This is a genomic window from Rhizobium sp. SEMIA4064 (genome assembly GCF_003025035.1).
Taxonomy (GTDB): domain Bacteria; phylum Pseudomonadota; class Alphaproteobacteria; order Rhizobiales; family Rhizobiaceae; genus Rhizobium; species Rhizobium paranaense.
In genome coordinates this window covers 115,070-140,149 of the sequence record NZ_PYJN01000006.1, presented here as the reverse complement: position 1 = coordinate 140,149, position 25,080 = coordinate 115,070, and the positions used below count along the sequence as shown (strand labels likewise).

General features: G+C 61.9%; 21 protein-coding genes. 8 read left to right on the top strand and 13 right to left on the bottom strand.

Translation table 11 applies throughout. The annotated features are described in order from the left end of the window. The first annotated feature begins 14 nt into the window (after window positions 1–14). The 4 genes from C9E91_RS04470 to C9E91_RS04455 all read left to right on the top strand — a co-directional run bounded on the left by C9E91_RS04470 (window position 15) and on the right by C9E91_RS04455 (window position 3,445). On the top strand, window positions 15–932 hold the full coding sequence (locus C9E91_RS04470) for a 2-dehydro-3-deoxygalactonokinase (RefSeq protein WP_107107165.1): 918 nt from the start codon (window positions 15–17) through the stop codon (window positions 930–932). A 14-nt stretch (window positions 933–946) separates the two neighbouring features. Further along, window positions 947–1,582, top strand: coding sequence for a 2-dehydro-3-deoxy-6-phosphogalactonate aldolase (locus C9E91_RS04465; protein ID WP_107107246.1), 636 nt, complete (start codon window positions 947–949; stop codon window positions 1,580–1,582). A 5-nt stretch (window positions 1,583–1,587) separates the two neighbouring features. Then, window positions 1,588–2,475, top strand: coding sequence for an SMP-30/gluconolactonase/LRE family protein (locus C9E91_RS04460; RefSeq protein ID WP_107107164.1), 888 nt, complete (start codon window positions 1,588–1,590; stop codon window positions 2,473–2,475). Between the two features lie 349 nt (window positions 2,476–2,824). Then, complete coding sequence (locus tag C9E91_RS04455; protein WP_107107163.1) at window positions 2,825–3,445, top strand: PRC-barrel domain-containing protein; 621 nt, start codon at window positions 2,825–2,827, stop codon at window positions 3,443–3,445. Between the two features lie 76 nt (window positions 3,446–3,521). Here the strand turns inward: C9E91_RS04455 and C9E91_RS04450 are convergent, their stop codons facing one another. Together C9E91_RS04450 and C9E91_RS04445 are read right to left on the bottom strand one after the other, a co-directional pair. Continuing rightward, window positions 3,522–4,880, bottom strand: a complete 1,359-nt coding sequence (locus tag C9E91_RS04450; protein WP_107107162.1) for a putative bifunctional diguanylate cyclase/phosphodiesterase — start codon at window positions 4,878–4,880, stop codon at window positions 3,522–3,524. A 127-nt stretch (window positions 4,881–5,007) separates the two neighbouring features. Further along, window positions 5,008–6,738, bottom strand: a complete 1,731-nt coding sequence (locus C9E91_RS04445) for a response regulator (RefSeq protein WP_107107161.1) — start codon at window positions 6,736–6,738, stop codon at window positions 5,008–5,010. Between the two features lie 337 nt (window positions 6,739–7,075). Between C9E91_RS04445 and mutL the strand changes: the two genes are divergently transcribed. Then, complete coding sequence (mutL, locus tag C9E91_RS04440) at window positions 7,076–8,905, top strand: DNA mismatch repair endonuclease MutL (protein ID WP_107107160.1); 1,830 nt, start codon at window positions 7,076–7,078, stop codon at window positions 8,903–8,905. 83 nt (window positions 8,906–8,988) lie between these two features. Next, window positions 8,989–9,219, top strand: a complete 231-nt coding sequence (locus tag C9E91_RS04435) for a DUF2093 domain-containing protein (protein ID WP_107107159.1) — start codon at window positions 8,989–8,991, stop codon at window positions 9,217–9,219. A 12-nt stretch (window positions 9,220–9,231) separates the two neighbouring features. Here the strand turns inward: C9E91_RS04435 and lpxK are convergent, their stop codons facing one another. The 6 genes from lpxK to C9E91_RS04405 all read right to left on the bottom strand — a co-directional run bounded on the left by lpxK (window position 9,232) and on the right by C9E91_RS04405 (window position 15,091). Further along, window positions 9,232–10,275, bottom strand: a complete 1,044-nt coding sequence (lpxK, locus tag C9E91_RS04430) for a tetraacyldisaccharide 4'-kinase (protein ID WP_107107158.1) — start codon at window positions 10,273–10,275, stop codon at window positions 9,232–9,234. A 94-nt stretch (window positions 10,276–10,369) separates the two neighbouring features. Beyond that, on the bottom strand, window positions 10,370–11,095 hold the full coding sequence (locus C9E91_RS04425; protein WP_107107157.1) for an HAD family hydrolase: 726 nt from the start codon (window positions 11,093–11,095) through the stop codon (window positions 10,370–10,372). A 10-nt stretch (window positions 11,096–11,105) separates the two neighbouring features. After that, the gene (gene waaA / locus C9E91_RS04420) at window positions 11,106–12,425 is read right to left on the bottom strand and encodes a lipid IV(A) 3-deoxy-D-manno-octulosonic acid transferase (protein ID WP_107107245.1); all 1,320 of its coding nucleotides are present in this window, start codon (window positions 12,423–12,425) and stop codon (window positions 11,106–11,108) included. A gap of 178 nt (window positions 12,426–12,603) precedes the next feature. Continuing rightward, window positions 12,604–12,849 (bottom strand): DUF4170 domain-containing protein, encoded by a 246-nt coding sequence (locus C9E91_RS04415; protein ID WP_107107156.1) that lies wholly within the window; start codon window positions 12,847–12,849, stop codon window positions 12,604–12,606. Between the two features lie 61 nt (window positions 12,850–12,910). Further along, window positions 12,911–13,720 (bottom strand): 3'(2'),5'-bisphosphate nucleotidase CysQ, encoded by an 810-nt coding sequence (locus C9E91_RS04410; protein WP_107107155.1) that lies wholly within the window; start codon window positions 13,718–13,720, stop codon window positions 12,911–12,913. A gap of 21 nt (window positions 13,721–13,741) precedes the next feature. After that, window positions 13,742–15,091 carry a TldD/PmbA family protein gene (locus C9E91_RS04405; RefSeq protein ID WP_107107154.1) on the bottom strand — a complete coding sequence of 450 codons (1,350 nt, stop codon included), beginning with the start codon at window positions 15,089–15,091 and terminating at the stop codon, window positions 13,742–13,744. A gap of 150 nt (window positions 15,092–15,241) precedes the next feature. Between C9E91_RS04405 and C9E91_RS04400 the strand changes: the two genes are divergently transcribed. Further along, window positions 15,242–17,062, top strand: coding sequence for a monovalent cation:proton antiporter-2 (CPA2) family protein (locus C9E91_RS04400; protein ID WP_107107153.1), 1,821 nt, complete (start codon window positions 15,242–15,244; stop codon window positions 17,060–17,062). Here C9E91_RS04400 and C9E91_RS04395 read toward each other — a convergent pair. The 3 genes from C9E91_RS04395 to C9E91_RS04385 are packed head-to-tail and all read right to left on the bottom strand — an operon-like array spanning window position 17,059 to window position 20,568. Continuing rightward, window positions 17,059–17,925 (bottom strand): patatin-like phospholipase family protein, encoded by an 867-nt coding sequence (locus C9E91_RS04395; protein ID WP_107107152.1) that lies wholly within the window; start codon window positions 17,923–17,925, stop codon window positions 17,059–17,061. The two genes, C9E91_RS04400 and C9E91_RS04395, sit on opposite strands and share 4 nt — an antisense overlap. Before the next feature lie 18 nt (window positions 17,926–17,943). Then, window positions 17,944–18,510 (bottom strand): 16S rRNA (guanine(966)-N(2))-methyltransferase RsmD, encoded by a 567-nt coding sequence (gene rsmD / locus C9E91_RS04390; protein ID WP_107107151.1) that lies wholly within the window; start codon window positions 18,508–18,510, stop codon window positions 17,944–17,946. Between the two features lie 6 nt (window positions 18,511–18,516). Continuing rightward, window positions 18,517–20,568 carry a pseudouridine synthase gene (locus C9E91_RS04385; RefSeq protein ID WP_107107150.1) on the bottom strand — a complete coding sequence of 684 codons (2,052 nt, stop codon included), beginning with the start codon at window positions 20,566–20,568 and terminating at the stop codon, window positions 18,517–18,519. Between the two features lie 72 nt (window positions 20,569–20,640). On the opposite strand from C9E91_RS04385, the gene C9E91_RS04380 reads away from it, so the two are divergent. Next, window positions 20,641–21,099, top strand: coding sequence for a nucleoside deaminase (locus C9E91_RS04380; protein WP_107107149.1), 459 nt, complete (start codon window positions 20,641–20,643; stop codon window positions 21,097–21,099). A gap of 140 nt (window positions 21,100–21,239) precedes the next feature. Here the strand turns inward: C9E91_RS04380 and C9E91_RS04375 are convergent, their stop codons facing one another. Together C9E91_RS04375 and ileS are read right to left on the bottom strand one after the other, a co-directional pair. Next, window positions 21,240–21,875, bottom strand: coding sequence for a hypothetical protein (locus C9E91_RS04375; RefSeq protein WP_107107148.1), 636 nt, complete (start codon window positions 21,873–21,875; stop codon window positions 21,240–21,242). Window positions 21,876–22,008: 133 nt separating this feature from the next. Beyond that, complete coding sequence (ileS, locus tag C9E91_RS04370; protein ID WP_107107147.1) at window positions 22,009–24,891, bottom strand: isoleucine--tRNA ligase; 2,883 nt, start codon at window positions 24,889–24,891, stop codon at window positions 22,009–22,011. Window positions 24,892–25,080: the final 189 nt, after the last annotated feature.

Genomic DNA, 25,080 nt, shown 5'->3' with positions numbered 1-25,080 from the left:
AGGGGTATTTTTAAATGACACGGCCCGCATACATAGCGGTCGATTGGGGCACCAGCAGTTTCCGGCTGTGGCTGATCGGCGAAGATGACAGCATTCTCGGCGAGCGCCGCAGCGGCGAAGGCATGACGTCGGCGGCTCAGACAGGTTTCGCCAAGGTGCTGCAGTCGCATCTCGATGCCCTTGCAGCTCCGGAAGACCTTCCCGTCATCGTCTGCGGCATGGCCGGAGCACGCCAGGGCTGGGTGGAAGCCGGCTATATCGATACGCCGACGTCGCTCTCTGCCATCCTGACCGGCGCCGTCTCCGTGCCGGGTCAATCGCGCGATGTCCGCATTTTGCCGGGCCTCGCGCAGCGCGCCAAGGAAGCGCCGGACGTCATGCGCGGCGAGGAGACGCAATTGCTCGGCGCGATCGCCGCCGACGCCAAGGGCGAACAGCTCGTCTGCATGCCCGGCACGCATTCGAAATGGGTGCGTGTCGTCGACGGCCAGGTCACCGGCTTTTCGACCTTCATGACCGGCGAACTCTTCGACGTCATCACCAAACACAGCATCCTGTCGCACGCCGTTGCCGGCGCAGCCGACATGCCCGCAGACGTCTCCGCCTTCGAAACCGCGGTCAAAGCCGCCTTCAACAAGCCGGCCCTCGCGACGAACATGCTCTTTACCTCCCGCGCCGGCCAACTTCTGCATGGCCTGACGGCAGCCGGGGCGCAAGCGTTGATCTCGGGCACACTGATCGGCGCCGAATTCGCGGGCGCGCTGTCATCCGCCGGACAAGGGGCTGCGATCACTCTGGTTGCCTCCGGACGCCTGCAGGCGCTCTATGAAGATGCGTTCCGCATCCTCTCCCTCAACTATACGACTGTTGATGCCGATGCTGCCGTTCGCCGCGGGCTTTCCGCCGCTGCGAAGGCGATCTGGCCGAATTAACGAAAGAAAAGATGATGACGACCCGCACTCCCTTCCCTGCCATGAAACGCCCGCTCATCGCCATTCTCCGCGGCATCAAGCCCGAGGAGACGGCTGATATCGTCGGTGCGCTCATCGACGCCGGCTTGACCGCGATCGAAATCCCGCTGAACTCGCCGGAACCCTTCCGCTCCATCGAAATCGCCGCCAAGATGGCACCTGCAGACTGCCTGATCGGTGCCGGCACGGTGCTGACCGTGGAGGATGTCGACCGGCTAGACGCCGCCGGCGGCAAACTGCTGGTGACGCCGAATGTCGAGCCCGCCGTCATCAGCCGCGCCCGCGACAAGGGCATGGTGACGATGCCTGGCGTGTTCACCGCGACGGAAGCGCTTTCAGCCGCCCGCGCCGGCGCGACAGGTCTTAAATTTTTCCCGGCCGGCGTGCTCGGCGCCTCCGGCATCACCGCCATCCGCGCCGTGTTGCCGCCCGAACTCGTCATCGCGGCGGTCGGCGGCGTTTCGGACAAGAATTTCGCCGATTACACCAAGGCTGGCATCCTAGCCTTCGGTCTCGGCACCAGCCTTTACAAGCCGGGAATGACGACAGCAGAGGTTGCCGAACGCGCCAAGGTGACCATTTACGCCTATGATGCTGCCGTAGGAGCCTGATCCATATGACCGACATTCATGATTTCCAGGGCAATATTCTCTGCAACACCGCATCTGTCCTGGGCGAAGGGCCGACCTATGATCCCGATACGGATACGGTCTGGTGGTTCAACATCCTCGGCAAGGAGCTGCATGAACTGCATTTGGCGACGGGCAAGAAGGAAGTTCACACCCTGCCGATGATGGCGAGCGTGCTCGCTCGCGTCGACGCCGAACGGCAATTGATTGCCACTGAAGAAGGGCTGTTTCTTCGCGATATCAAATCCGGCGAATTGACCTTCTACGCCGCGATCGAGGCGGATAAGCCGGAAAACCGCTCCAATGACGGGCGCACGCATATCTCCGGTTCGTTGTGGATCAGCACCATGGGCAAGCGCGCCGAATTGCAGGCCGGCGCGATCTATCACGTCGCCGCCGGCAAGGTGACGAAGATCTTCGATCAGCTCAGCATTCCGAACTCCATCTGCTTTTCACCTGACGGCACGATCGGCTATTTCACCGATACCCGCATCAGCCAGTTGATGCGGGTGCTGGTCGACCCGCTGACAGGGCTTCCGGTCGGCGAACCGATCGTCATGGTCGACAGCATGGACGACCCAGGCGGCCTCGACGGCTCCGTCTGCGATGGCGACGGCTATATCTGGAACGCCCGCTGGGGCTCTGGTTTTGTCGATCGCTACAGCCCCGACGGCTTGCGCATCGAGCGCTATCGTGTGCCCGCCATGCAACCCTCCTGCCCGGCCTTCATCGGCCAGAATGGTGATCGCCTGGCCGTGACCACCGCCTGGGAAGGTCTCGATGAAGACGCCCGCTCGATGCAGCCGCAAGCCGGTGCGCTTCTCGAACTCGGCCCCACGGTCAAGGGTGTTTTCGACCCAGTCTACAAGATCTGATTGTATTTTGTCGTCTTCCCACTCCGAGGGAGACCATGCGGCCGGCAAAAGACTTTGCCGGCCTGCACTGACAAAAGCGTCGTCTGGCGTTGAACTCAGCCCGCTCGTCGCTGCAACCGGCCCGGATAATCAATTGCTTCGGTTGTACAAAGTGGCACATCACCCGTTGATTTTTCGCGTTATTTCGCTCTAACCGCGACGATATACAGCCGTTTCCCGCAACTCTTGCCGGAACTAAACCCTCGTTCGACCATTTTTCCTTAACGAACCGGCACGGTGATGGTCAGCCAATGGAATGGCCCCGCCCGAGCTGGTGAACATGCCCATCTGAATGAAAGGTAGGTTCACGATGACCGGCAAATTGTTCACTTCCGCCGCTGCTGGCGCAATCTTTGCTACAGCATCGGTTCTTTCTCCGATGGCTTTGGCGCAGCAGCAGCCGTCAACCGACAATAACACTGCGCCGATGACGAAGACCGCTCCGGCAACGCCGGACACCACCAAGCCGGCTGTCAAGACGCCGCAAAATGATGCTAAGGCTCCGGCTCCTGCACCGACGACAACCACGGCGCAGGCCGGTAGCTATCTGACCGAGCAGTCGGCAGATCAGATCAGCGCCAAGACCTATATGGGCCAGTCGGTCTATAATGGTAAGAATGAAAGCATCGGCAGCATCAACGACCTCATCCTGATGAAGCAGGGCGGTGTTGTCGCTGCGGTCGTCGGCGTCGGCGGTTTCCTGGGCCTCGGCCAGAAGAATGTCGCCGTTCCCTTCGACAAGATCACTGCGACGCAGAACGCCCAGGACGGCAGCATCAAGCTGACGACCACCGAAACGGCCGACTCGCTGAAGGCCGCTCCGGAGTTCAAGACGCTTGCTATGCAGGCTTCTGAAAAGGCCGCCAAGACGCCGGCAACGGCGGCGGTGCCTGGAACGGACACCACGACGACCTCGTCGACCAACAAATGACGAAGCCTATCGCGTAACGTTGAAAACGGCGGTCTTCACAGACCGCCGTTTTTGTATCCGTCGCAGCCGTCAACGTTCAGGCGTTTTCGCGCTCGCCGGCCAGTTCAAAATAGTTTTCGTGGAGATATCGCAGCGTCGCGACGCTGTCGGCAGGTTTGCCGTAGTAGTAGCCCTGCCCCATGGCGCAGCCGAGCGACCGGAGCGCTGCCGCCTCGGCATAGTCCTCGATCCCCTCTGCAACCACTTGCAGATCAAGCCCTTCGCACATGGCAAGGATCGCCTTGATGATGTGTTCGGAGGCCCGATCGGAATTGATGCGCGAGACGAAGGCACGATCGATCTTCACCTTGTCGAAGATGAAGTCGCGCAGACGACCAAGGCTCGATTGGCCGGTACCGAAATCATCCAACGAGATGCGCACGCCGGCCGCCCTGAGATCGGCGATGATGCGGTGCGCCGTGTCGGCCGAACTCATGACGGCCGTTTCAGTGATTTCCAGTTCCAGCCGGTGCGGATCGAGGCCGACGCGGCCGAGAATAGCGAGAATGCTGCTGCTCGTGCCCGGGTCCATCAATTGCGCGGATGACAGATTGAAGGAAAGGAAAAGCTCGCGCGGCCAGGAGAGCGCAGCCTCCGCCGCCTTCCGCAGCAGAGTCTCGGAAAGAGCGTCGATAAAACCGCGCTCCTCGGCAAGCGGCACGAAGACGGCGGGCGAGACGAAGCCGAGATCGGCGTCGTTCCAGCGAGCCAGCGCCTCGAAACCGACGATCAGATTGTTGGCAAGCGAGACGATCGGCTGGAAATGTACGTCGATGGCGTTGGAAATGATGGCATTGCGCAGCGCCTGTTCGAGCTGCGTCGCGCGCTTCATCTCCTGGGCGATCTCTTTGGAATAGACGGTGATCTGGCCGCGGCCGCGCCGCTTGGAACGATAAAGTGCCGTTTCGGCGCTTTTCAGCAGATCTTCGAACTCCTCGCCGGCGAACGGATAGATGGCGAAGCCGAAGGAGGCGGAAAGGCGGACGTTGCGGTCGCCGAGATCATAAGGCGCCGACAGCACCTCGCGGATCATCTGCCCGAACTTCTCCGCACCGACACGCTCAAAGACCAGCGGCAGCACGAAGGCAAATTCGTCGCCGTCATGACGGGTGACGGTGGCGCCGTCGGGAATGCAGGCTTTCAGGCGATGCGCCACCTGGCAAAGGATCTCGTCGCCGGCTTCGACACCGAAGAGGTCGTTGATCGGCTTGAAGGAATCCAGATTGGCGATGCCGATGGTGAAGGGTGCAGGATCGCTTGCGCGTTCGACGGAAAGCACACGCGCGCGGTCGCGCATGCGATAGCGGTTCCCCAAGCCGGTCAGCGGATCGGTATAGGCCATCGCCTGCAATTCGTTGTGACTGACTGGCGCAAGCGGTATTTCAGCCGATTTCATATTCAGTCCCGACACTTTCCTCCACCCGCAAAAGAGCATGACGGCGAAGTCTTAACAAAGGATGGCCGGGCGACAGTCATTCGATGGGAGGTAAATCTATTCATTAGAAGTTACAAAACTATGAATCTTATTTGACTTGAGCTTTGCTGCTGCCGCGCATGTATTTCTGAAATACAGTCTCAAGAATATCCGGGCTGACGGGCTTCATGATGATATCGTCCATGCCGGCCTCGACGCATTCGTTGCGGTCCCGCTCGAAAGCCTGGGTGAGTACGCCGATGATCGGGGTGTGCGATCCGCCCCCTTGCTCCGTGCGGCGGATCAATCTTGCGGCTTCGAAACCGTTGAGACCCGGCAGGGAAATATCCATCAGGATCAATTGCGGGCGGTATTCGTTCCACAGCCGCACCGCCTCGTCGCCGCTAGTGGCGATCATGTAGCGATAACCGAGCCCTTCCAGGATCTGCGAGAAGACGATCTGATTGATATCATTGTCTTCGGCGACGAGGATCTGGAAGCCGCGATCCTCGCCGCCCGGCGCGATCTGCCAATCCTCCGCCCTGCCTTCGACGGGCTCGCCTGCTTTGCCGCGGATATTGCGGTTGAAATGCCGTGCAATCAGGAAGGTGAGCTCGGTGGAGAGCTGCGAGCCATCCAACGATAGAGCCGGCACACTCTGCCGTTCGGCCAATTCTAGGCCGCGGTTGCCGAGCTGATTGTCGACGATGACGAGATCGATCTTGATGCCGAGGGAGCTTGCGACATCCAGAAATGCCGCCTCCTCGTTTTCATTGTGGACCGAACATGCCTCGAAGCCGTATTTGGCGAGCATCTTCAACGCCGCCGATTCCGCGGCAAGATCCGCGGTAACCACGAGGATCTTGCGGCCAGAGAAATTCTCGGGAACGAAGGTCTCCATCGCCGGCGGACGACGCGAGGCGGTCTGAAGCGCTGCCATCGGCACGTAGGCGCGTCGATAGGACCGGTCGCCGTTCTCCTTGATCTGCGAGGCGAGAGCGAATTCATCGAAATCCGCGCCGTCTTTCGGCAGGTCCTGCATGGTGGCGACCAGGAAATAGCGGCCGGGCTTACCGATACGCTGTTTCCTGGTGACCACTTCGCGCTCGATACCGTCACGGGCGATCTGCCGCTGGCGCGAGATCGACATTTCGCCGGTTTCCAAGACATGCCGATCGCTCTCCTCGAAGCGGTTGGCAATATCCGTGGAAAAGAGATCGATACCCCTACGGCCCAGCACTGCATCCGCCGAGGTCTGGTATTTGTCGCAGAACGCCTTATTGACGGCGACATAGGCCATGTTGCGGTCTTTGACGAAGAGCGGAAACGGCAGATGGTCGAGTATGTCCTCGGTGAGCTGCACGCGCTCCATGTCGAGGCGCCATTGCTCCTCGCGCTTTTTCACCTCCGAAACATCCGAGAGGATGCAGACGCCGAAACCCGACGGCAGCCGGCGCTTGACGAAGCGGACCCAACGATCCCCGCCGCAATGTTCCGTCGTCTCAAAACGCTCGCGCCAGTGCGAGGCAATCCGCTGCGAGATCCAATCGTCGCGCGTTGCCGATTTCGCACGAGCGTCGTGATGCCGGACGCCGCTGTCGAACACAGCGCCGAGAAAATCGCGGAGCCGTGTCGACGGCTGCAGGAATTGTGACGGGATAGGGAAGAAATTCAGGACCTGGCGGCTGGCGAACAGCAGCAGATCGTTCTTGTCGTAGATGAGGAAAGCACTGGAGAGCCCATCGCAAACGGCATCGAACAGCGCCGCCTGCAGATTGCCATCAGACGGCACATCTTCGGTCATTGCTGTAAAAGCTGCCTTGTCAATCTCGGCAGTCATTCGTCCGATTCCTACATCTATCCGGTACTACGGCATATTGGCTTGAGAGCGACGACGGCTCCCGAGGAAAATTGATGGAAATATCATGCTGGCCTGAACACTTGAAACAAGCGGAAACCGACTGCTGCATGACGGCCGCCAACCTGCCGCCAAAAGCCGAAACGTGCGCACGAGCGCTCCACCTGCAATCATTTCAAGTTTTGTGAATGCAACCTGTCATCATTCCCTTAAGCTTTGATTAAATTTCTAAACAAAGCTCCCGCTGAATCGGGTGGATGACGAGAGATGGTATGCCTTTTCTCTTTCCACCTCGCCACGAATCCACGAAAATGCAGATATGGCCATCAAGCAACTCTCCGAAACCCTGATCAACCAGATCGCCGCCGGCGAAGTCATCGAGCGGCCGGCGAGTGCTGCCAAGGAGCTGATCGAAAACGCTCTGGATGCCGGCGCGACGCGCATCGAGATCGCGACCGCCGGGGGCGGCAAGGCGCTGTTGAGGGTCAGCGATAACGGTGCCGGCATGGAGCAGGCGGATCTGGAACTGGCCGTCAGGCGGCACTGCACCTCGAAGATATCGGACACGCTGGAGGATATCCGCACGCTGGGTTTCCGCGGCGAAGCCCTGCCCTCGATCGGCTCGGTGGCGAAGCTCTCGATCGCCAGCCGGAGGCCCGGCAGCGATGGCGGCGCTGAGATAGCCGTCGCCGGCGGCAGGGTGCTGCACCTGCGTCCGGCAGCGGCCAATCCCGGCACGATCGTCGAGGTGCGCGACCTGTTCTTCGCGACGCCGGCGCGATTGAAATTCCTGAAGACGGAGAAGGCCGAGGCTGCGGCGATCAGCGAAGTCGTCAAACGTATGGCGATCGCCTTTCCGCAGGTGCGTTTCGTGCTCTCCGGCAGTGACCGCTCGACACTCGAATTTCCGGCCACCGGCGACGATCACCTCGCCCGCATGGCGCAGGTGCTCGGCCATGAGTTCAAGGACAATGCCATCGAGCTCGACGCCGAGCGGGAGGATGTGAGCCTGACCGGCTTCATCGGCGTGCCGACCTTCAATCGCGGCAACTCGGCGCATCAATATGCCTTCGTCAACGGCAGGCCGGTGCAGGACAAGCTGATCCTGTCGGCGATCCGCGGCGCCTATGCCGAGACCATACCCTCCGGGCGCTATGCCGTCGCCGTTCTTTCCATCAGGCTCGACCCGGCCCTTGTCGACGTCAACGTGCATCCGGCGAAATCCGATGTCCGTTTCCGCGATCCCGGCCTGGTGCGCGGCCTGATCGTCGGCGCCATCCGCGAGGCTTTGGCGCGCGAAGGCGATCGCGCCGCGACGACGGGTGCCGACGGCATGCTTCGCGCCTTCAGCCCCGGCCGTTCCGGCTTCCAGCCTGCCTGGCGGCCGTCGACACCATCGGCACCATGGACACCACAGGCTTCGCCATCGCGGCCGTATCAGTCCTCGGCCACGAACGGATATAGCTTCGGCGAGCGACCGCAGGCCGCCTTCGATGGCCTCGCCATGCCAACCGCCCGCGCCGAACCCGCGCCTGTTGTCGAGCCCATACGCGCAGAGGAGCCGGCCCGCTTCCCCCTCGGTGCCGCCCGGGCCCAACTGCATGAGAACTATATCGTCGCCCAGACCGACGACGGCCTCGTCATTGTCGATCAGCATGCGGCACATGAGCGGCTGGTGTTCGAAGAAATGCGCAAAGCACTGCACTCGAAGCAACTGTCCTCGCAGGTCTTGTTGATCCCGGAGATCGTCGACCTGCCGGAGGAAGATTGCGACCGGCTGATGGTGTTTGCCGACGAGCTTGGCAAACTCGGCCTTGCCATCGAGCGTTTCGGTCCCGGAGCCATTGCGGTGCGTGAGACGCCTGCCATGCTCGGCGAAGTGGATGCGCAAGGGTTAATCCGGCAATTGGCCGACGAGATCGCCGAGTGGGAAACCGCCTCGGGTCTTGCCGCAAAGCTGGAATATGTCGCCGCCACCATGGCCTGCCATGGCTCGGTGCGCTCCGGCCGAAGGCTGAGGCCGGAGGAGATGAATGCGCTGCTGCGTCAAATGGAGGCAACGCCCGGCTCAGGCCAGTGCAATCACGGCCGGCCGACCTATATAGAACTGAAGCTCTCGGACATCGAACGGCTGTTCGGACGGAGCTGAGAACAGATACCACCGAAAGAACTGGAAAAGTCAGGCTTGCCGGGGTATGGCAAAGAGATGACAGAGATCGGGGACGGCATCAGATGAATCTTTTCGAGGGACACGGAAACCGCGAGGCGAAGATTCGCTATCTCGACGGCGATTTCCAAATCCTCATGCCCGGCTCCTACGTCATCTGCGCCATGACCGGCAAGCACATCGCGCTTGACGAGCTGCGCTACTGGAGCGTCGCCCGGCAGGAACCCTATGCCGACGTGATGTCTTCGCTGGAAGCCGAAAAACGCGCCGGCGCGCTTCCAAACCAGAAGCGCTGATAGCAGCGTTCCCTATTTCGCTTTCTGCCCTTCCCGTAACCGCCGTTCGCGGGCGGCGGCGATCGCTCGGTCGATGATCAAGGCCGCTGCGCGATGATCATCGAACACCATGTCGATCTCGATGACACGGCACGCCGCTAACAGCTCGTCAGCCCGGCCGTGATGGCCGATGAGGCGGACATAGTCCTTGGAGGTGGTGACGATCTCCAGGCCATCCCGAGCGGCGATATCGAGAATGTCGGCTATGTCGTCTTCGCCCAGATGTTCGTGATCGCCGAAGGTACGGCTGACGGCAATGCTGGCCCCCAATGACTCGACCGTGCGGAAGAATTTGGTGGGATCGGCGATGCCGGCAAAGGCGAGGACATTGCGCCCGCGCAGATCCTCCTGGCCGCGCACCTTGATCGATGCCGAGAAGAACGGTTTTCCGGCTCTTGCTGCCATGCGCACGAGCCGGTCGGCGGCGTTACCTTCGCCGACTTTCAACAGAGCCGAGGCATAGCGCAATTGCGTCCGCAGCGGCGCACGCACCGGGCCGCCGGGAACGAGATGGCCGTTGCCGATGCCTCTCGTCGCATCGATGACGACCAGAGCATAGTCGATGGCGACTTGCGCACTCTGGAAGCCGTCGTCCATGATGATGAGATCGGCGCCCTCGCGCACCAGCCGCTCCGCGCCCTCCAAACGGCGGCGCGAGATCACCGTCAATGCCTCACCGGCGAGCAGCAGCGGCTCGTCGCCGACTGCGGTGGCGTGATGGTGGTGCGGATCGACCACGGTCGTCACATCCAACGAACCACCATAACCGCGGCTAAGGAAGCCCGGCTTCAATCCCTTCGCCTTGGCGGCACGGGCGATCGTCAGCGCTGTCGGTGTCTTGCCGGCGCCGCCGACCGTGAAATTGCCGACGCAGATGACCGGTACCGGAACGGAAGCACGGCGACCATGCACCATGCGATGGCCGGCAATGCGGCCGTATAAGAAGGAAAAGGGCGAAAGGCCCCAAGCGCGCCAATCCGGCTTCCGCCACCAGAACGGCGGTGCTTCCGATACCATAATCTAATCCCGCCTTGCGCCCGCTCTTGCCCCTATATCTCAGCAAGGCCGCAAGAAAGGGCAGATCGGACGAAAAAGCAAGCCTTTGCGTTGGCTACACCGGTTGAGCAACCGGCAGCAGGCTTTCCAGCTCGGTGATGTCATTCAGGCAATAGTCGGAAGCCGCAAGCGATTCACGCGATCCGGTGCCGGTCAGCACGCCGACCGTCAGGCCCGCACCGGCATTGTGCCCCATGTGCAGATCGTGATTGTTGTCGCCGACGACGGCGATTTGCGAAGGCGAAAGGCCCGTCGCTGCGCAGAAGCCGAGCACCATGCCGGGCTCCGGCTTGGTGCCGAAACCGCTGTCGTAACCCGCGATAAAGTCGAGATAATCGAGAAAGCCGAAGCGGCGCGCCGTCTGGCGGATGGAGCGCTCATTGTCGCTGGAAGCAACGCCCAGCCTATAGCCGCGCTCGTGCAGGCGGCGGAAGAAACCGGCGAGATCAGTGACCGGCGCGGAGAAGTCGGCGGCATGGGAAAATAGCGCATCGAGCTTTTCCGTCAGCTCCATCACATCCACCATGGAGCCGGCGGCGACAAGACCCTCGGAAATCTGGCGGGTATTGCCGGCGGCGAGCAGGCTGTCGGGCACGATATGGCCGGTGACCGGGTCCATGCCGCAGGCCAGAAGCAAATGATCGGCAAGCGCGGCATCACCCTGGGCCGCAATGCTGGCAAGTTCGCGATTGACCGGCAGCCAGCTCGCATCATAGTCGAGCAGCGTGCCGTCCTTGTCGAAGAGAATGCCCGCGATCGCACCCAGCTTGATCGATGTCATGTAGAGCCCCTTATCCCTGCGCCATCGTCTTCGGCAGCAACCGCGCCTTCACCGTCAGCGGGTTGATGTAGGGTTCCAATCCCTTGATGGTCGCCGCCAGCGCCCCGCGCATCTCGTGCACGGCGACGTAGCCGGCATCGATCATGTCGCGTCGCACCGCATCGTTGGTCAACAGGTAATGCACGCCCCTCGCCAGCATCTCGGTGTCGCGCACCATGCGTGCGCTGCCGCGACGGGCGAGCAGTTGATAGGCGTCGCGGAAATTCTGGACGTGAGCGCCCGTCAGGATGGCGCAGCCGAGCATGGCCGGTTCCAGGGGGTTCTGTCCGCCCTCATTGAGCAGCGACTTGCCCATGAAGGCGACTTCGGTCATGCGCAAATAGAGGCCCATTTCGCCGATCGTGTCGCCAAGGAAGATATCGACATCGGGCGACAACACATCGTTGCGGGTGCGGCGCGCCACCTTCAGCCCCTGCTCGGTCAGCATCGCTTCGATTGCGTCGCAGCGTTCGGGATGGCGCGGCACGATGATGGTCAATTGGCCATTATGCTCCTTCAGCGTCTTGTGGACGATGGCGGCGGCATTCTCCTCGCCTTCGAAGGTCGAGACGGCAGCCCAGGTCTTGCGGGCGCCGATCTGCTTCATGTAGCTGGCAAGGGTCGGCGCGTCATAGGGTGGCGCGTCGGTATCTACCTTGAGATTGCCAGACTTGATCACCTGCCGCGCACTGAGATCGCGATAGCGCTCAGCGTCGAGATCGGATTGCGCGACGACCAGTGCGAGGTTTTCGAACAGCGCTTCCGACAGTGCCGGATGCCGGCTCCAGCGGGCAAAGGAGCGATCCGACAATCGGGCATTGACGAGGATCTGCGGGATGCGCCGGCGGCCGAGTTCCATGATGGTCATCGGCCAGATCTCGGATTCGGCGATGATGGTGCAATCGGGCTGCCAATATTCAAGGAAGCGACTGACGGCCGGCTGCAGGTCGAGCGGCACATATTGGTGGATGACCTCGTCGCCGAGACGCTCCTGCGTCACCTTGGCCGAGGTGATGGTTCCCGTGGTCAGAATGACGTGGATGTCGCGGCGGCGGATTTCGCGGATCAGCGGAATGACTGCCGAGGTCTCGCCGACGCTTGCGGCATGAAACCAGACGAGCGGCCCCTGCGGACGGTTGGCGCTCGCATAGCCGAAACGCTCCAACCGACGGGAACGGTCTTCCTTGCCCTTGGCGGCGCGGACGGTAAGGTACGTCCCGACGAGGGGATAGACTGCAATCCCGCCAAAGCGGTAGGCACCCAAAGCGAGGCGCGCCCTAAGGCTGCTCATCTCGATTGCCTCCGATCCAAGCTGATCGTCATCGATGCCAAATCCCACTCATTCCACGGCCGAAAGTTCGGCCGATTCTTCGTTCTGATTGCGTCAAAAATACTGCGCCATAGCCGGATTAAAAACGAGAACACCGTCCGGACGGGAACATCAAATATTAAATGGGCAAAACGCGACCTTAGGAGGAAGCCTTTTCCTGTGGATCGAGCAAACGATGCAGATGGACGATGAAATAACGCATGTGGGCGTTGTCGACTGTCTGCTGCGCCTTCGACTTCCAAGCTGTCAGCGCACTCGCATAGTCGGGATACATGCCGACAATATCGAGTTCGTTCAGATTGCGGAACTGTACTTCTTCGAGATTTTCCAGTTCCCCGCCGAATACGAGGTGCAGGAGTTGCTTTTTGTCGCTGGTAACAGTCATTTTCGTCTCTTTCTGCTGTCATCCCCCTCTACTCTTCCTCTGAGGGATTTTGACCAAAAGGTCAACCGTTTCGTCTGTGGGAGAGCTGGCGCAGGAATTCCGGTAGCCGTGCCGACGACGCGCCGCAGAGTTCGCCATGCGAGACATCGGCGCGATTGTAGTTGAGCGGATGGCCGAAGAGATCGACCAGCGCCCCGCCTGCCCGCTCCAAAATGAGATCGGCGGCGGCGACATCCCAGTCATGAGAATTGCGTTTGACGATCGTTCCTTCCAACCGGCCATCGGCAACCATAGCCAAACGATAGGCGAGCGAGGGCACATGCTTTGCCCGTTCGACCGTCTTGCGGAAATCCGGATCGAAGCCGCTCAACATATCCTCACCGGCGGCGAGCCTGTGGATATCATGTTCCGGCCTGTCGGACACTGCGATCGGCTTGCCATTTTTCAGCGCCGGGCCGTCAGCCGTTGCAACGAACAATTCCTCCAGTGCCGGCGCATAGAGTACACCCGCCGTCGGGCGCCCATTGGTCACCACCGCGACGCTGACGCACCAGAGTTCTAGCCCGGACAGAAACCCGCGCGTGCCGTCGATCGGATCGACGACGAAGAGGGTCTCATGCGACAGCCGCTCGGCATCGTCGTCGGTCTCTTCCGAAAGCCAGCCATAGTCCGGCCGTGCGGGACGCAGGATGGCGGCGAGCTTTTCGTTGGCCGCGAAATCGGCGGCGCTGACGGGGGAACGCCCCTCGTTCTTCCACCAGACTTCCGGCGATTGGCGGAAAAAGCTGAGAGCGATATCGCCCGCTTGGCGTGCCGCTTCAACGATCAGATCAAGATCGTTCAATTGGCCGACTGCGTCTCTATCGCTCATTGCGAAATTCCAATCTCCGTCTCAGCGCCCAGCGAGCGTCATGCCTTCGATGGCGAGCGTCGGAGCTGCGACGCCGAAATCGCGATCGATATCGCTTGCCGGCGTCACACGCATGAACATGTCCTTGAGGTTGGAGGCGATCGTCACCTCCGACACAGGGAACGTCAGTTCGCCGTTCTCGATCCAGAAACCGGTGGCGCCGCGGCTGTATTCGCCGGTAATCATATTGACGCCCTGGCCGATCAGCTCAGTGACGTAGAAGCCGTTGCCGACATTGCGGATCAGCTCTTCTGGGGAAATATCGCCCGGCTCCAGCGCCAGATTGGTCGAGGACGGGGAAACGGCCGTGCCGCCACGCGATCCGCGGCCATTGGTCTTGAGACCGCCGATCTCGCGCGCCGCCGACGTGGACAGGAACCAATGCTTCAGCACGCCGTCCTCGATCATCACCAGGCGCTTGCCCGAAACGCCTTCGCCGTCGAAGGGACGCGAGGCAGGGCCGCGCACGATCAAGGGATCGTCGGTGATCGACAGGCCGGCCTTCAGCACCTGCTCGCCCATCTTGTCACGCAGGAAACTGGTCTTGCGTGCGACGGAGGCACCGTTGATCGCACCGGCGATATGACCGACGAAGCCGCGCGCCACGCGCGGATCGAAAACGACGGTCACATTCTTGCCGGTCGGAACCTGGCGCGGATTGACGCGCTTGACCACCCGCTCGCCGGCACGGCGGCCAATCTCCTCGGCTGCGTCCAACTCGGCGAAATAGAGGCGGCTGTCGAAATCATAGTCACGCTCCATGCCGGTGCCTTCGCCGGCGATGACGCTGACGGAGCGGCTGAAGCGCGAGCCCATATAATGACCGGCAAAACCATGCGACGTCACAAGCACCATGCCGCCCATTCCGGCGGATGCGCCCGCACCCGAGGAATTGCTGACGCCGGGAACGGCGAGTGCCGCCTCTTCCATCGCAAGGGCTGCCTCGCGCAGTTGAACCGACGAGACCTCGGTCGGATCGAAGAGTTCGAGATCGGGATAGGTCTTGGCGAGATCGGCTTCGTCTGCGAGGCAAGCGAATGGATCTTCCGGCGAGACCTTTGCCATGGCGACGGCGCGTTCGGCCAGGGCCTGCAGGTCGAAGCCGGGATTGGCCGAGACATTGGCAACGCGGTTGCCGACAAACACCCTCAACGAAAAATCATCGCTTTCGGAGGATTCGGTGCCCTCGACCTTGCCGAGGCGGACGCTGACGGATTGCGCCCGCGAGCGCACAACAACGGCATCGGCCGCATCCGCACCGGCTTTCCGGGCGAGGTCTATCAATTGGCTGGCGCGGGAAAGCAGAGTGGCGGAATCGATTTCTGAAGACATGATTTGGCCTTTCCTTCGCGTTCCATTTATTGTGCACTACATAAAGCATCAAGGGCGGCCACGCCGATTCTTGTCCGAATGTCTTCACGCATGGTTGTTTCTGATGGCTATGCGCTGCAACACCGCCTGCCCCACAGAAAGAAACAGACGATGTCCGCGCCCAATGCCCTCTTTACCGAAACCCTGATGCTGCTCGGAGGCGCCGTCGTCACTGCGCCGATCTTCAAGAAACTGGGGCTCGGCACCGTGCTCGGCTATCTCGCCGCCGGCGTTGTGATCGGCCCGGTGCTGCATGGTATTGGCGATGGCGAATCCGTGCTGGCCGTCGCCGAACTCGGTGTCGTCTTCCTGCTGTTCATCATTGGCCTGGAGTTGAAGCCATCGCGCCTATGGCAGATGCGGCGCGACATTTTCGGCCTCGGCACGGCGCAGGTGATCTTGACCGGACTGGCGCTGACGCTCGCCGCCTATCTCGCAAACATTACCGGCTGGCGCGGCAGCATCATCGTCGGCTTCGGCTTGGCGTTGTCCTCCACGGCCTTTGCCATGCAGATCCTGGAGCAGGAGGGCGACGTCAACACGAAATACGGCCAGCGTTCCTTTTCCATGCTGTTACTGCAGGACCTGGCGATCGTGCCGCTGCTGGCGCTGATCACCGTTCTCGGCGGACCGACGCAGGTTTCCAATCCGATTCTAGACCTTGCCATCGCCCTCGGCGCCGTCGCGGCGATGATCATTGCGGGCCGTTATCTGCTGACGCCGCTGTTCCAGGTCATCGCCCGCACCGGCGCGCGCGAGGCGATGATTGCCGCCGCCCTGTTCGTCGTCATGGGATCGGCAACCCTGATGCAGCTTGCCGGCCTTTCCATGGCAATGGGCGCCTTTCTCTCCGGCGTGATGCTGGCCGAATCCTCCTATCGCCATGAGCTGGAGGCGGATATCGAGCCGTTCCGCGGCGTGCTGCTCGCTATCTTCTTCATCGCTGTCGGCCTGTCGCTGAAGCTGGATGTCATTGCCGACAATTGGCTGCTGATCGTGCTCGCCGTGCCGGTCGTCATGATCATCAAGGGCGTCATCATCTATGCGCTCTGCCGCGCGACCGGCTCCTCGCATAACGACGCCATTCGGATCGCCTGCCTGCTTCCTCAGGGCGGTGAATTCGGTTTCGTGCTCTTCAGCGCGGCCAGCATCGGCGGGGGGCTCTTTTCCGCCAGCACGGCATCGCTGCTGATCGCGATCGTGACGCTCTCCATGGCGCTGACGCCGCTCGGCGCTGCACTTTCGAAGCGCATGCTGACCGGCGATGCGCATGAGGAGCTGGACGAGGATTTCGAGGGGGCCGGCTCGGACGTGCTGATGATCGGCTTCTCGCGTTTCGGCCAGATCGCCGCGCAGATCCTGCTTGCCGGCGGCCGCGACGTCACCGTCATCGACTTTTCCGCCGACCGCATCCGCCAGGCCTCCAACTTCGGCTTCCGCATCTATTTCGGCGATGGCACCCGCAAGGATGTGTTGCGTTCGGCCGGCATCGATCGGGCCAAGCTCGTCGTGGTCAGCACGCATCAGCGCGAAATCACCGACAAGATCGTCGAACTGGTGCAGACGGACTATCCGCATGCCCGCATCTTCGTCCGCTCCTACGACCGCATTCACTCGATCGCGCTGCGCAACAAGGGCATCGATTACGAGCTGCGCGAAACGCTGGAATCCGGCCTGCTCTTCGGCCGCCGCACGCTGGAAGCCCTCGGCGTCAGCGAGGCCGAAGCTTTCGAGATCGGCGAGGATATCCGCAAGCGCGACGAGCAGCGGCTGGAACTGCAGGCAAGCGAAGGATTGCAGGCCGGGCGCGACATGCTCTACTCACGGCCTGTCAGGCCGGAGCCGCTGGTCAAACCGAAGCGCGCCGCCGATATTTTCAGCGACGACGACGATCTCTCCGCCATGCCGGCGGAGGAGCCGGAGCGGGCTTAGTTCTTCGCGGTCATCACGCGGTCGAGGGCGAATTTCAGTTCGTCCTTGACGCCGGCCGACATCGCGAGAATGTCGCGGGCCTTCAGGAAATCGAGCACGCCGGTGCGGCCGATAGTCGGGCGCAGGAAGATTTGGGGTGCAAGCAGCCGCAGCTTCAACGCGATGTTGGACTGCATCGTCAGTTGTCCGGCACCGAACAGGCTCTCGATGCGGTTCGGGATATGGGTGCCATCACCTTCCGGTCCGCCGACGACGTCGATGCCGATGAGGATATCGGCAAGTCCGGCCAGATGCTCGTAAGGAACCGGATTCATGATGCCGCCATCGATCATGACGCGCTCGCCGACCTTGACCGGCATGAAGACGGCGGGAATGGCGGCTGAGGCGGCCAGCACCGGAAAAAGCTCGCCTTTTTCGGTCACCACCTCGTTCTGATCATAATAATCCGTCGTCACCACCTTCAGCGGGATATGCAGCTCGGAGAAATCCTCCGGAAAGGTGGAGGGCAAGAAAGCGCGCAGGATGCGTTCCAGATTGAACTGGCCGATCCGGAAGCTACGCATGTTCGGGGGCCGCAGGCTCCAGATCTTGTTCAGCACAGCCGGGCGGTTGCCGACGGTGGCGAGCGTATAGTCGCGGATCTCCGCACCGCTCATGCCGGCTGCCATGGCAGCGCCCATGATCGAGCCGATGGAGGCGCCGGCGATCGCGACAGGACGGATGCCGAGCTCGTCCAAGGCTTCGATGATATGGATATGGGCAAGTCCACGGGCACCACCGCAGCCGAAGGCGACCGCGACGCTCGGCGTGCTCGATGTCGCGAGCGTATAGTCGCTCCCAACAAAATCGGCGTAGTCGCCCATGTTCCTCTCCCTCCGCCGCTAGGCTTGCCGCGGCTGATAACGGAAGAAATGCATTTTACTGTCGCCGAAAGTCCGCTCTTCGAGAAAAAGAAAATCCGGTGCGACGGCAACCGTGACATCGGCGCGTTCTTCCAGAATCGCCAAGGCTCCCGGCACCAGCCAGCCGCCGGCAGCGGCAGCGGCGAAGGCCTTCTCGCCCAGACCCTTGCCATAGGGCGGATCGGCGAAGAGAAAATCGAAAGGCTCCAGATTGCCGACGCTGCCCAGATCTGTCGCGTCGCGCCTCAACATGCGCGTGCGGCCGTGCAGGCCGAGGGCATCGATGTTTTCCCAGAGCAGACCACGACCCTCGACGCTGCTTTCGACGAAAAGCACATGGCGGCAACCGCGCGACGCAGCTTCGAGCCCGACCGCGCCGGTGCCGGCAAAGATATCCATCATCCGCGTGCCGTCGATGGCCGCAGAATAGGCATGGCTCAATATATTGAACAGACTTTCGCGCGTGCGGTCCGCCGTCGGACGAATGTCGTTCGACTTCGGCACCGCAAGCGACCGACCGCGAAATTCACCGCCGACGATCCGCACCGCGCGTTAACCTCTTCCGCCCTTGGGGCCGCCCTTGCCGGAACCGCCGCGATTTGGGCCGCCGCGGCTGGGACCGCCACGACCGGGACCGCCGGACGGACGACCGCCGCCACCGGGCTTACCCGAGAAGCCGCGTGCACCGCCGGGCTTTCCACCCGGCTTGCCGCCAAAGGACTTTCCTCCACCCGGCTTCTTGCCGAAGGGCTTACCTGCGGGGCGGTCACCGTAAGAACGCTCGCCCTGCGGACGGTCACTGCGAGGACGTTCGTCTCCCTCAGCGCGCGGTCGACGATCACCACGAGGTTTGTCGCCAAAAGGCCGATCACCACGCGGCGGACGATCACCGAAGGGGCGATCACCGCGAGGACGCTCGGAGCGCTGCTCACCATCGAAAGATCTGGCGCGCGGACGCTCGTCCCCTTCGGCGCGCGGGCGACGATCACCACGCGGTTTGTCACCAAAAGGCCGATCACCACGCGGCGGGCGATCACCGAAGGGACGATCACCGCGAGGACGTTCGGAGCGGGCTTCGCCCTGGAAGGATTTTGTGCGGGGGCGGTCACCGCCCTCCGACCGCGAGCCACGTTCGCCGCGCGGACGGTCACCAAACGACCGATCGCCGCGGGGTTTGTCGCCAAAAGATCTCTCGCCACGTGGACGGTCGGAGCGCTTGCGGTCAAAACCCTCATCATCGCCACGCGACCTGCGCGGAGCTTCTTCGCTCGAACGAATCCATTCGCCGTCACCCTCGTCGACGCGGTTGATCCGAACGCGCGGGCCTTCATCCGGGCGGTCGAAGCCGCTGCGCTGTGGGCGCTCCGTCTCGCCACGCTTGGCGGCGGTTTTTGCATTCTTGGCGGCCTTCAGCGCTGCCTTTTCGCCGAGCGGACGGGCGCCGGGCGCCATCCAGACATTGGCGCTGCGGCGCGGGGCGAGCGGCTGCCGCTTCGGACGGTCGTCCTCGCCATGGCGCGAACCTTCGCGACGATCGTCCATACGGCGGCCACTTTCGCGGCGGTCGTCGCGCTTGGTGTCGAGACGGCTCAGCGCACGCTCGCGCTTGTCCTCGGGCCGCTCGCGGCGCGGACGTTCCTCTTTCGCGGCGCGGGCTGGCTTAGCGTCCGCCTCGTCGTCGGCGGCGGCAGCGGCCGACGTATTGTAAAGCGGCGCATCGAAATTCGCCTTGGCGTCTTCCACCAGACGGGGGCCGAGCTGATCGCGCAATGTGCGGCCGCGCACTTCCAGCACCCGGCCTTCCGGCAGCTCGCCGAGCTGGAACGGGCCGTAGGAAATACGGATCAGGCGGTTGACCTCCAGGCCAAGCGCGCCGAGCACGTTCTTGATTTCGCGGTTCTTGCCTTCGCGCAGGCCCATCGTGATCCAGACGTTGGAGCCCTGCGTGCGGTCGAGCGTCGCCTCGATCGAGCCGTAGAGCACGCCATCGACGGCGATGCCTTCCTTCAGCTTGTCCAAAGCTTCCTGATCGATCTCGCCATGGGCGCGCACGCGGTAGCGGCGCAGCCAGCCGGTGGTCGGCAGTTCCAAAACGCGGGCAAGGCCGCCGTCATTGGTCAGCAACAGCAGGCCTTCGGTGTTGATGTCGAGACGACCGATCGACATGACGCGCGGCAGCTCTTCCGGCAGATTGTCGAAGACCGTCGGACGCCCTTCCGGATCGGCATTGGTGGTCACCAGGCCGGCCGGCTTGTGATAAAGCCACAGGCGCGTGCGCTCGATGCCGCGGATCGGTACGCCATCCACTTCGATCTTGTCGGCGAGCGTCACGTTGACGACCGGCGTATCCAGCAGCACGCCGTTCAGCGTCACGCGGCCGTCCATGATCATGCGCTCGATGTCGCGGCGCGATGCCACGCCGGCGCGCGCCATCACCTTGGAAATGCGCTCGGCTTTTCCATCTCCGCCGTCTGCCTCTGCCGCCACTTTGGCGGGCGCAGCCTTCATCGGCTTGGCGTCGTCGCGTGACTTCGCCGGCTTCGTCTTGGCATCGCGGGTAAAGGGTTTGGACCCAGGCCGCTTGGGCTTGTCATTCATTGTCATTTGTTGTTTGCCTGAATTTTTAAGGCGTGTTCCTATCAGGTCACGCCCCCGCGGTTAAGTGGAAAATCTTAAATGGTGAATACAAATCACTTCATGGAGCTGGCGCTCGCCGAAGCGCGAAGCGCCGGCGCGCGTGGTGAAGTGCCGATCGGGGCCGTCCTCGTGCTCGACCATGCCGTCGTCGCCAAGGCCGGCAACCGCACCCGGGAACTCAACGACGTCACCGCACATGCCGAAATCGCCGTGATCCGCATGGCCTGCGTGTCACTCGGCCAGGAGCGGCTGACGGGTGCCGATCTTTATGTGACGCTGGAGCCATGCACCATGTGCGCGGCCGCCATCTCATTTGCTCGCATCCGCCGCCTCTATTACGGCGCGGAAGATCCGAAGGGCGGCGGGGTCGATAACGGCGTGCGCTTCTATCGCCAGCCGACCTGCCACCACGCACCGGACGTCTATTCGGGCATGGCCGAGCAAGATGCGGCCGACATTCTCAGGGAATTCTTCCAGCAAAAGCGTATAGAAGACTAGAGTGGCTCAGCGTTTCGCGGAATCGCTTTCCCGCTCTATTCCTTTGCTTTTACGCATTCCGGACGGAAAACCGATTCGCACTTTTCCTGGAATTGTTCTAAAAAGCGGCGGTTTTGACCGCCGCCACAGCTAGAAAAGACTTATTGGAAAGGCTTCCACCAACTGCTGTTGTTGGACTGCTGCGCGGCCTCGGCGTCCTTCTTGCGCTGCTTTTCCTTCTTGCTCTCGGGTGTGCCGAGATCGTTCAGCGCTGCCTCATCGGTGACCTGACGATATTGCTGCGGCGGGTCGATCAGGTAGCGGCGCTGATCGATATAGGTGCCGTCCTGATCCTGGCGCGCGGCGCGATAGGCGGCCGTCTGCTGCGCTTCGCTCACACGGTTGCGGCCGCTGTCGGCCTGAGCGAGCGGAGAGCGATAGTTGACATTGTTCTTGTTCTGATCGGCTTCGTCCGCCAGACGCTTGCGCGAATCTTCCGGCGATTCCAGCCAGGCCGGATTATCCTTGCTGGCGAGCGACTGCTGCGGCGAGGTCAGGCTTTCCCTGTCCTTGTCGGCGGGAAGCACCAGGCCCGGACGGTTCGGATATTTTACACCCTTGTCCTTCGGCGTGGCGGCCGAAACGGAAGCGATGTCGCTGATGTCGTCGAAGAGCTGCTCGCCGGCCGTCTTGTCCGTGCCGTAACGCGGGCTGCTCATGCAGCCGGACATCAGACCGCAGCCAATCACGAGTGCCGCCAAGCTGACGCCGACACGAACCCTATGCATCGCTCTCATGAATACCCTTCCCAGCCAAGCCGGTACAACTATCGCAGAACCCCATTCACGGCAACTGCCGCCAAAATCGGGCCATTTTCAGGCAGCTTTTACCGGATGAACGCCCCAAAGGCAATTCATCCGGTAATTTTCTTCAGTTGACAGCCATCAACTCGCGCAAGGCGGCCGCATCGCGCGCCGAAACCTCGGGATATTCCGGGTCGGAACCGACATCGGTGGTGATGCGCCAGGAGCGTGCGCACTTGCGGCCTTCGGCCAGCTTCGGCACGACGGTCACCCTGGCGGCGTCATCCAGACGGAACGCATCGGAGGGGCCTTCGCCGCCCTTGATGGTGATATCGGAGGTGATGCAGATTTCCGCGAAATCCTGACCTTCCAGCACCTTCAGCAGCTCCGGATCGGCGATATGGACGACGGGCGCGGCTTCCAGCGAGGAGCCGATGCGCTTGTCCTTGCGCTCGATTTCCAGAGCGCCGGTGACGACGCTGCGCACGGCGCGGATCTTCTTCCACTTCTCGGCCAGCACCTCGTTCTTCCATTCGCTGGGAATGGTGACGAACTGTTCGAGATGCACCGAGACGGCCTGTGGATTACGCGACAGCCACGCTTCTTCCGTCGTGAACGGCAGCATCGGCGCCAACCAGGTCACCATGCAATCGAAGATCGTGCGGATGACGGCCAGCGCTGCACGGCGGCGCAGGCTCGACGGCGCGTCGCAATAAAGCGTATCCTTGCGGACATCGAAATAGAAGGCCGAAAGCTCGACATTCGAAAAATCGATGAGAGCACGGGCGATGCGCTTGAAGTCGAAGGCGTCATAGCTTTCGCGCACCAGCTCGTCGAGTTCCGCAAGACGGTGCAGCATGAGCTGTTCCAGCTCCGGCATATCGGCAGGGGCTATCACCTCGCCCTTATCATGCGCGAGTGTGCCGAGCATCCAGCGGATAGTGTTGCGCAGCTTGCGGTAGGCGTCGATGTTGGTCTGGATGATCGTCTTGCCGACGCGCAGATCCTCGGCATAGTCCGATGTCATGACCCACAGGCGCAGAATGTCGGCGCCGGCATCCTTCATCACCTCCTGCGGCGAGGTGACGTTGCCCTTGGACTTCGACATTTTCTCGCCCTTCTCGTCCATGGTGAAACCATGGGTGAGAACGGTGTCGTAAGGCGCGCGGCCGCGCGTTGCAGCGCTTTCGAGCAGCGACGAATGGAACCAGCCGCGATGCTGGTCCGAGCCTTCGAGATAGAGGTCCGCCGGCCATTTCAGGTCCGGACGGTCTTCCAGCGTGAAGGTGTGGGTCGAGCCCGAGTCGAACCAGACATCGAGGATGTCCATGACCTGCGTCCACGGCTCATTGGCCTTTTCGCCGAGGAAGCGCTCGCGCGCACCTTCGCCAAACCAGGCATCGGCGCCTTCCTTCTCGAAGGCCTCGAGGATGCGGACGTCGACGCCCTCGTCCTGCAGGATCTGGCCATCGTCATCGACGAAGATGCAGATCGGCACGCCCCAGGCGCGCTGGCGCGACAGAACCCAGTCCGGGCGCTGCTCAATCATAGCGCGCAGGCGATTCTGGCCGGCGGCGGGCACGAAACGCGTATCGTCGATCGCCTTGAGGGCGCGCGAACGCAGCGTCGTGCCATCGGCAAGGTCCTTGTCCATATAGACGAACCATTGCGGCGTGTTGCGGAAGATGACCGGCTTCTTCGAACGCCAGGAATGCGGATAGGAATGCTTCAGCCTCCCCCGCGCGAACAGCGTGTTCGTCTCGATCAGGGCCTTGGTGACCAGCTCGTTGGCATTGCCCTTCTTGCCATTGTCATCCATGACGCGGCCGCCTTCGAAGCCGGGGGCATCGGCGGTGTAGAAGCCGGCGTCATCGACCGGGAACGGGATGCGGGAGGAGATGCCACGCGCTTCAATCTGGCGGGCATGGCTCGTCCAAGCATCGAAGTCCTCGCGGCCGTGGCTGGGAGCCGTATGCACGAAACCAGTACCGGCATCGTCGGTGACATGATCGCCGTCGAGCAACGGAACTTTGAAGTCGTAGCCGAGCGAGGCCAGCGGATGGGCGCAGGTGATCGCAGCCAGATCGTCGGCAGTCACGTCGCGCAGGCGCTTGTACTGCAGCTTCGCCTTGGCAAAGGATTCCTCGGCAAGCTTGTCGGCAAAGATCAGCTTTTCGCCCGGACGCGGGCCGAAATCGTTCGCGGCTTCCGTCACTTCGTAGAGGCCGTAGGACACACGCGACGAATAGGAGATCGCCCGGTTGCCGGGGATCGTCCAGGGCGTGGTCGTCCAGATAACGACGAAAGCACCGGCAAGTGCGGCCGGACCTTCGACGACTGGGAACTTCACCCAGATCGTGTCGCTCTCGACATCGGCATATTCGACTTCGGCTTCCGCCAGCGCTGTACGCTCGACCACGGACCACATGATCGGCTTGGAGCCTCGATAGAGCTGGCCGCTGCGGGCGATCTTCAAGAGTTCGCCGGCGATGCGGGATTCCGCATGGAAGTTCATCGTCAGATAGGGATTGTCGAAATCCCCTGTGATGCCGAGGCGCCTGAACTCCTCGGACTGGATCTTGATCCAGCCGGCGGCGAAGTCACGGCATTCCTGGCGGAATTCGTTGACCGGAACCTCGTCCTTGTTCTTGCCCTTCTCGCGGTATTTTTCCTCGATCTTCCATTCGATCGGCAGACCGTGGCAGTCCCAACCCGGAACATAATTGCTGTCATAGCCGCGCATCTGGAACGAGCGGGTGATGACGTCCTTGAGGATCTTGTTGAGCGCGTGGCCGATGTGGATGTTGCCGTTGGCATAGGGCGGGCCGTCATGCAGCACGAATTTTTCGCGCCCGGCGGCCGAAGCGCGCAGCTTCTTGTAGAGGTCCATTTCCTGCCAGCGCTTGACCAGCTCCGGCTCCTTTTGCGGCAGGCCGGCGCGCATCGGGAAGTCGGTCTCGGGCAGGTAAAGGGTTTTCGAATAGTCGATCTTTTCAGCGGTATCGGTCATTGTTCTGACAATTGCCTCGGCGTCTCGGGCGTTTTGCGCCGGAAAGGCGCAGCCATATGGGGATTTTTCGGCGGCGGAAAGCGCCTCGGGAACAGGCGCCCAAAACCCGGACCTTCCGGCAACTTACAGCGCGCGGAAGGCCGGGCCAATAATTCGTATCGATGGGCTCAGCCGAAATTGGGTCATGGT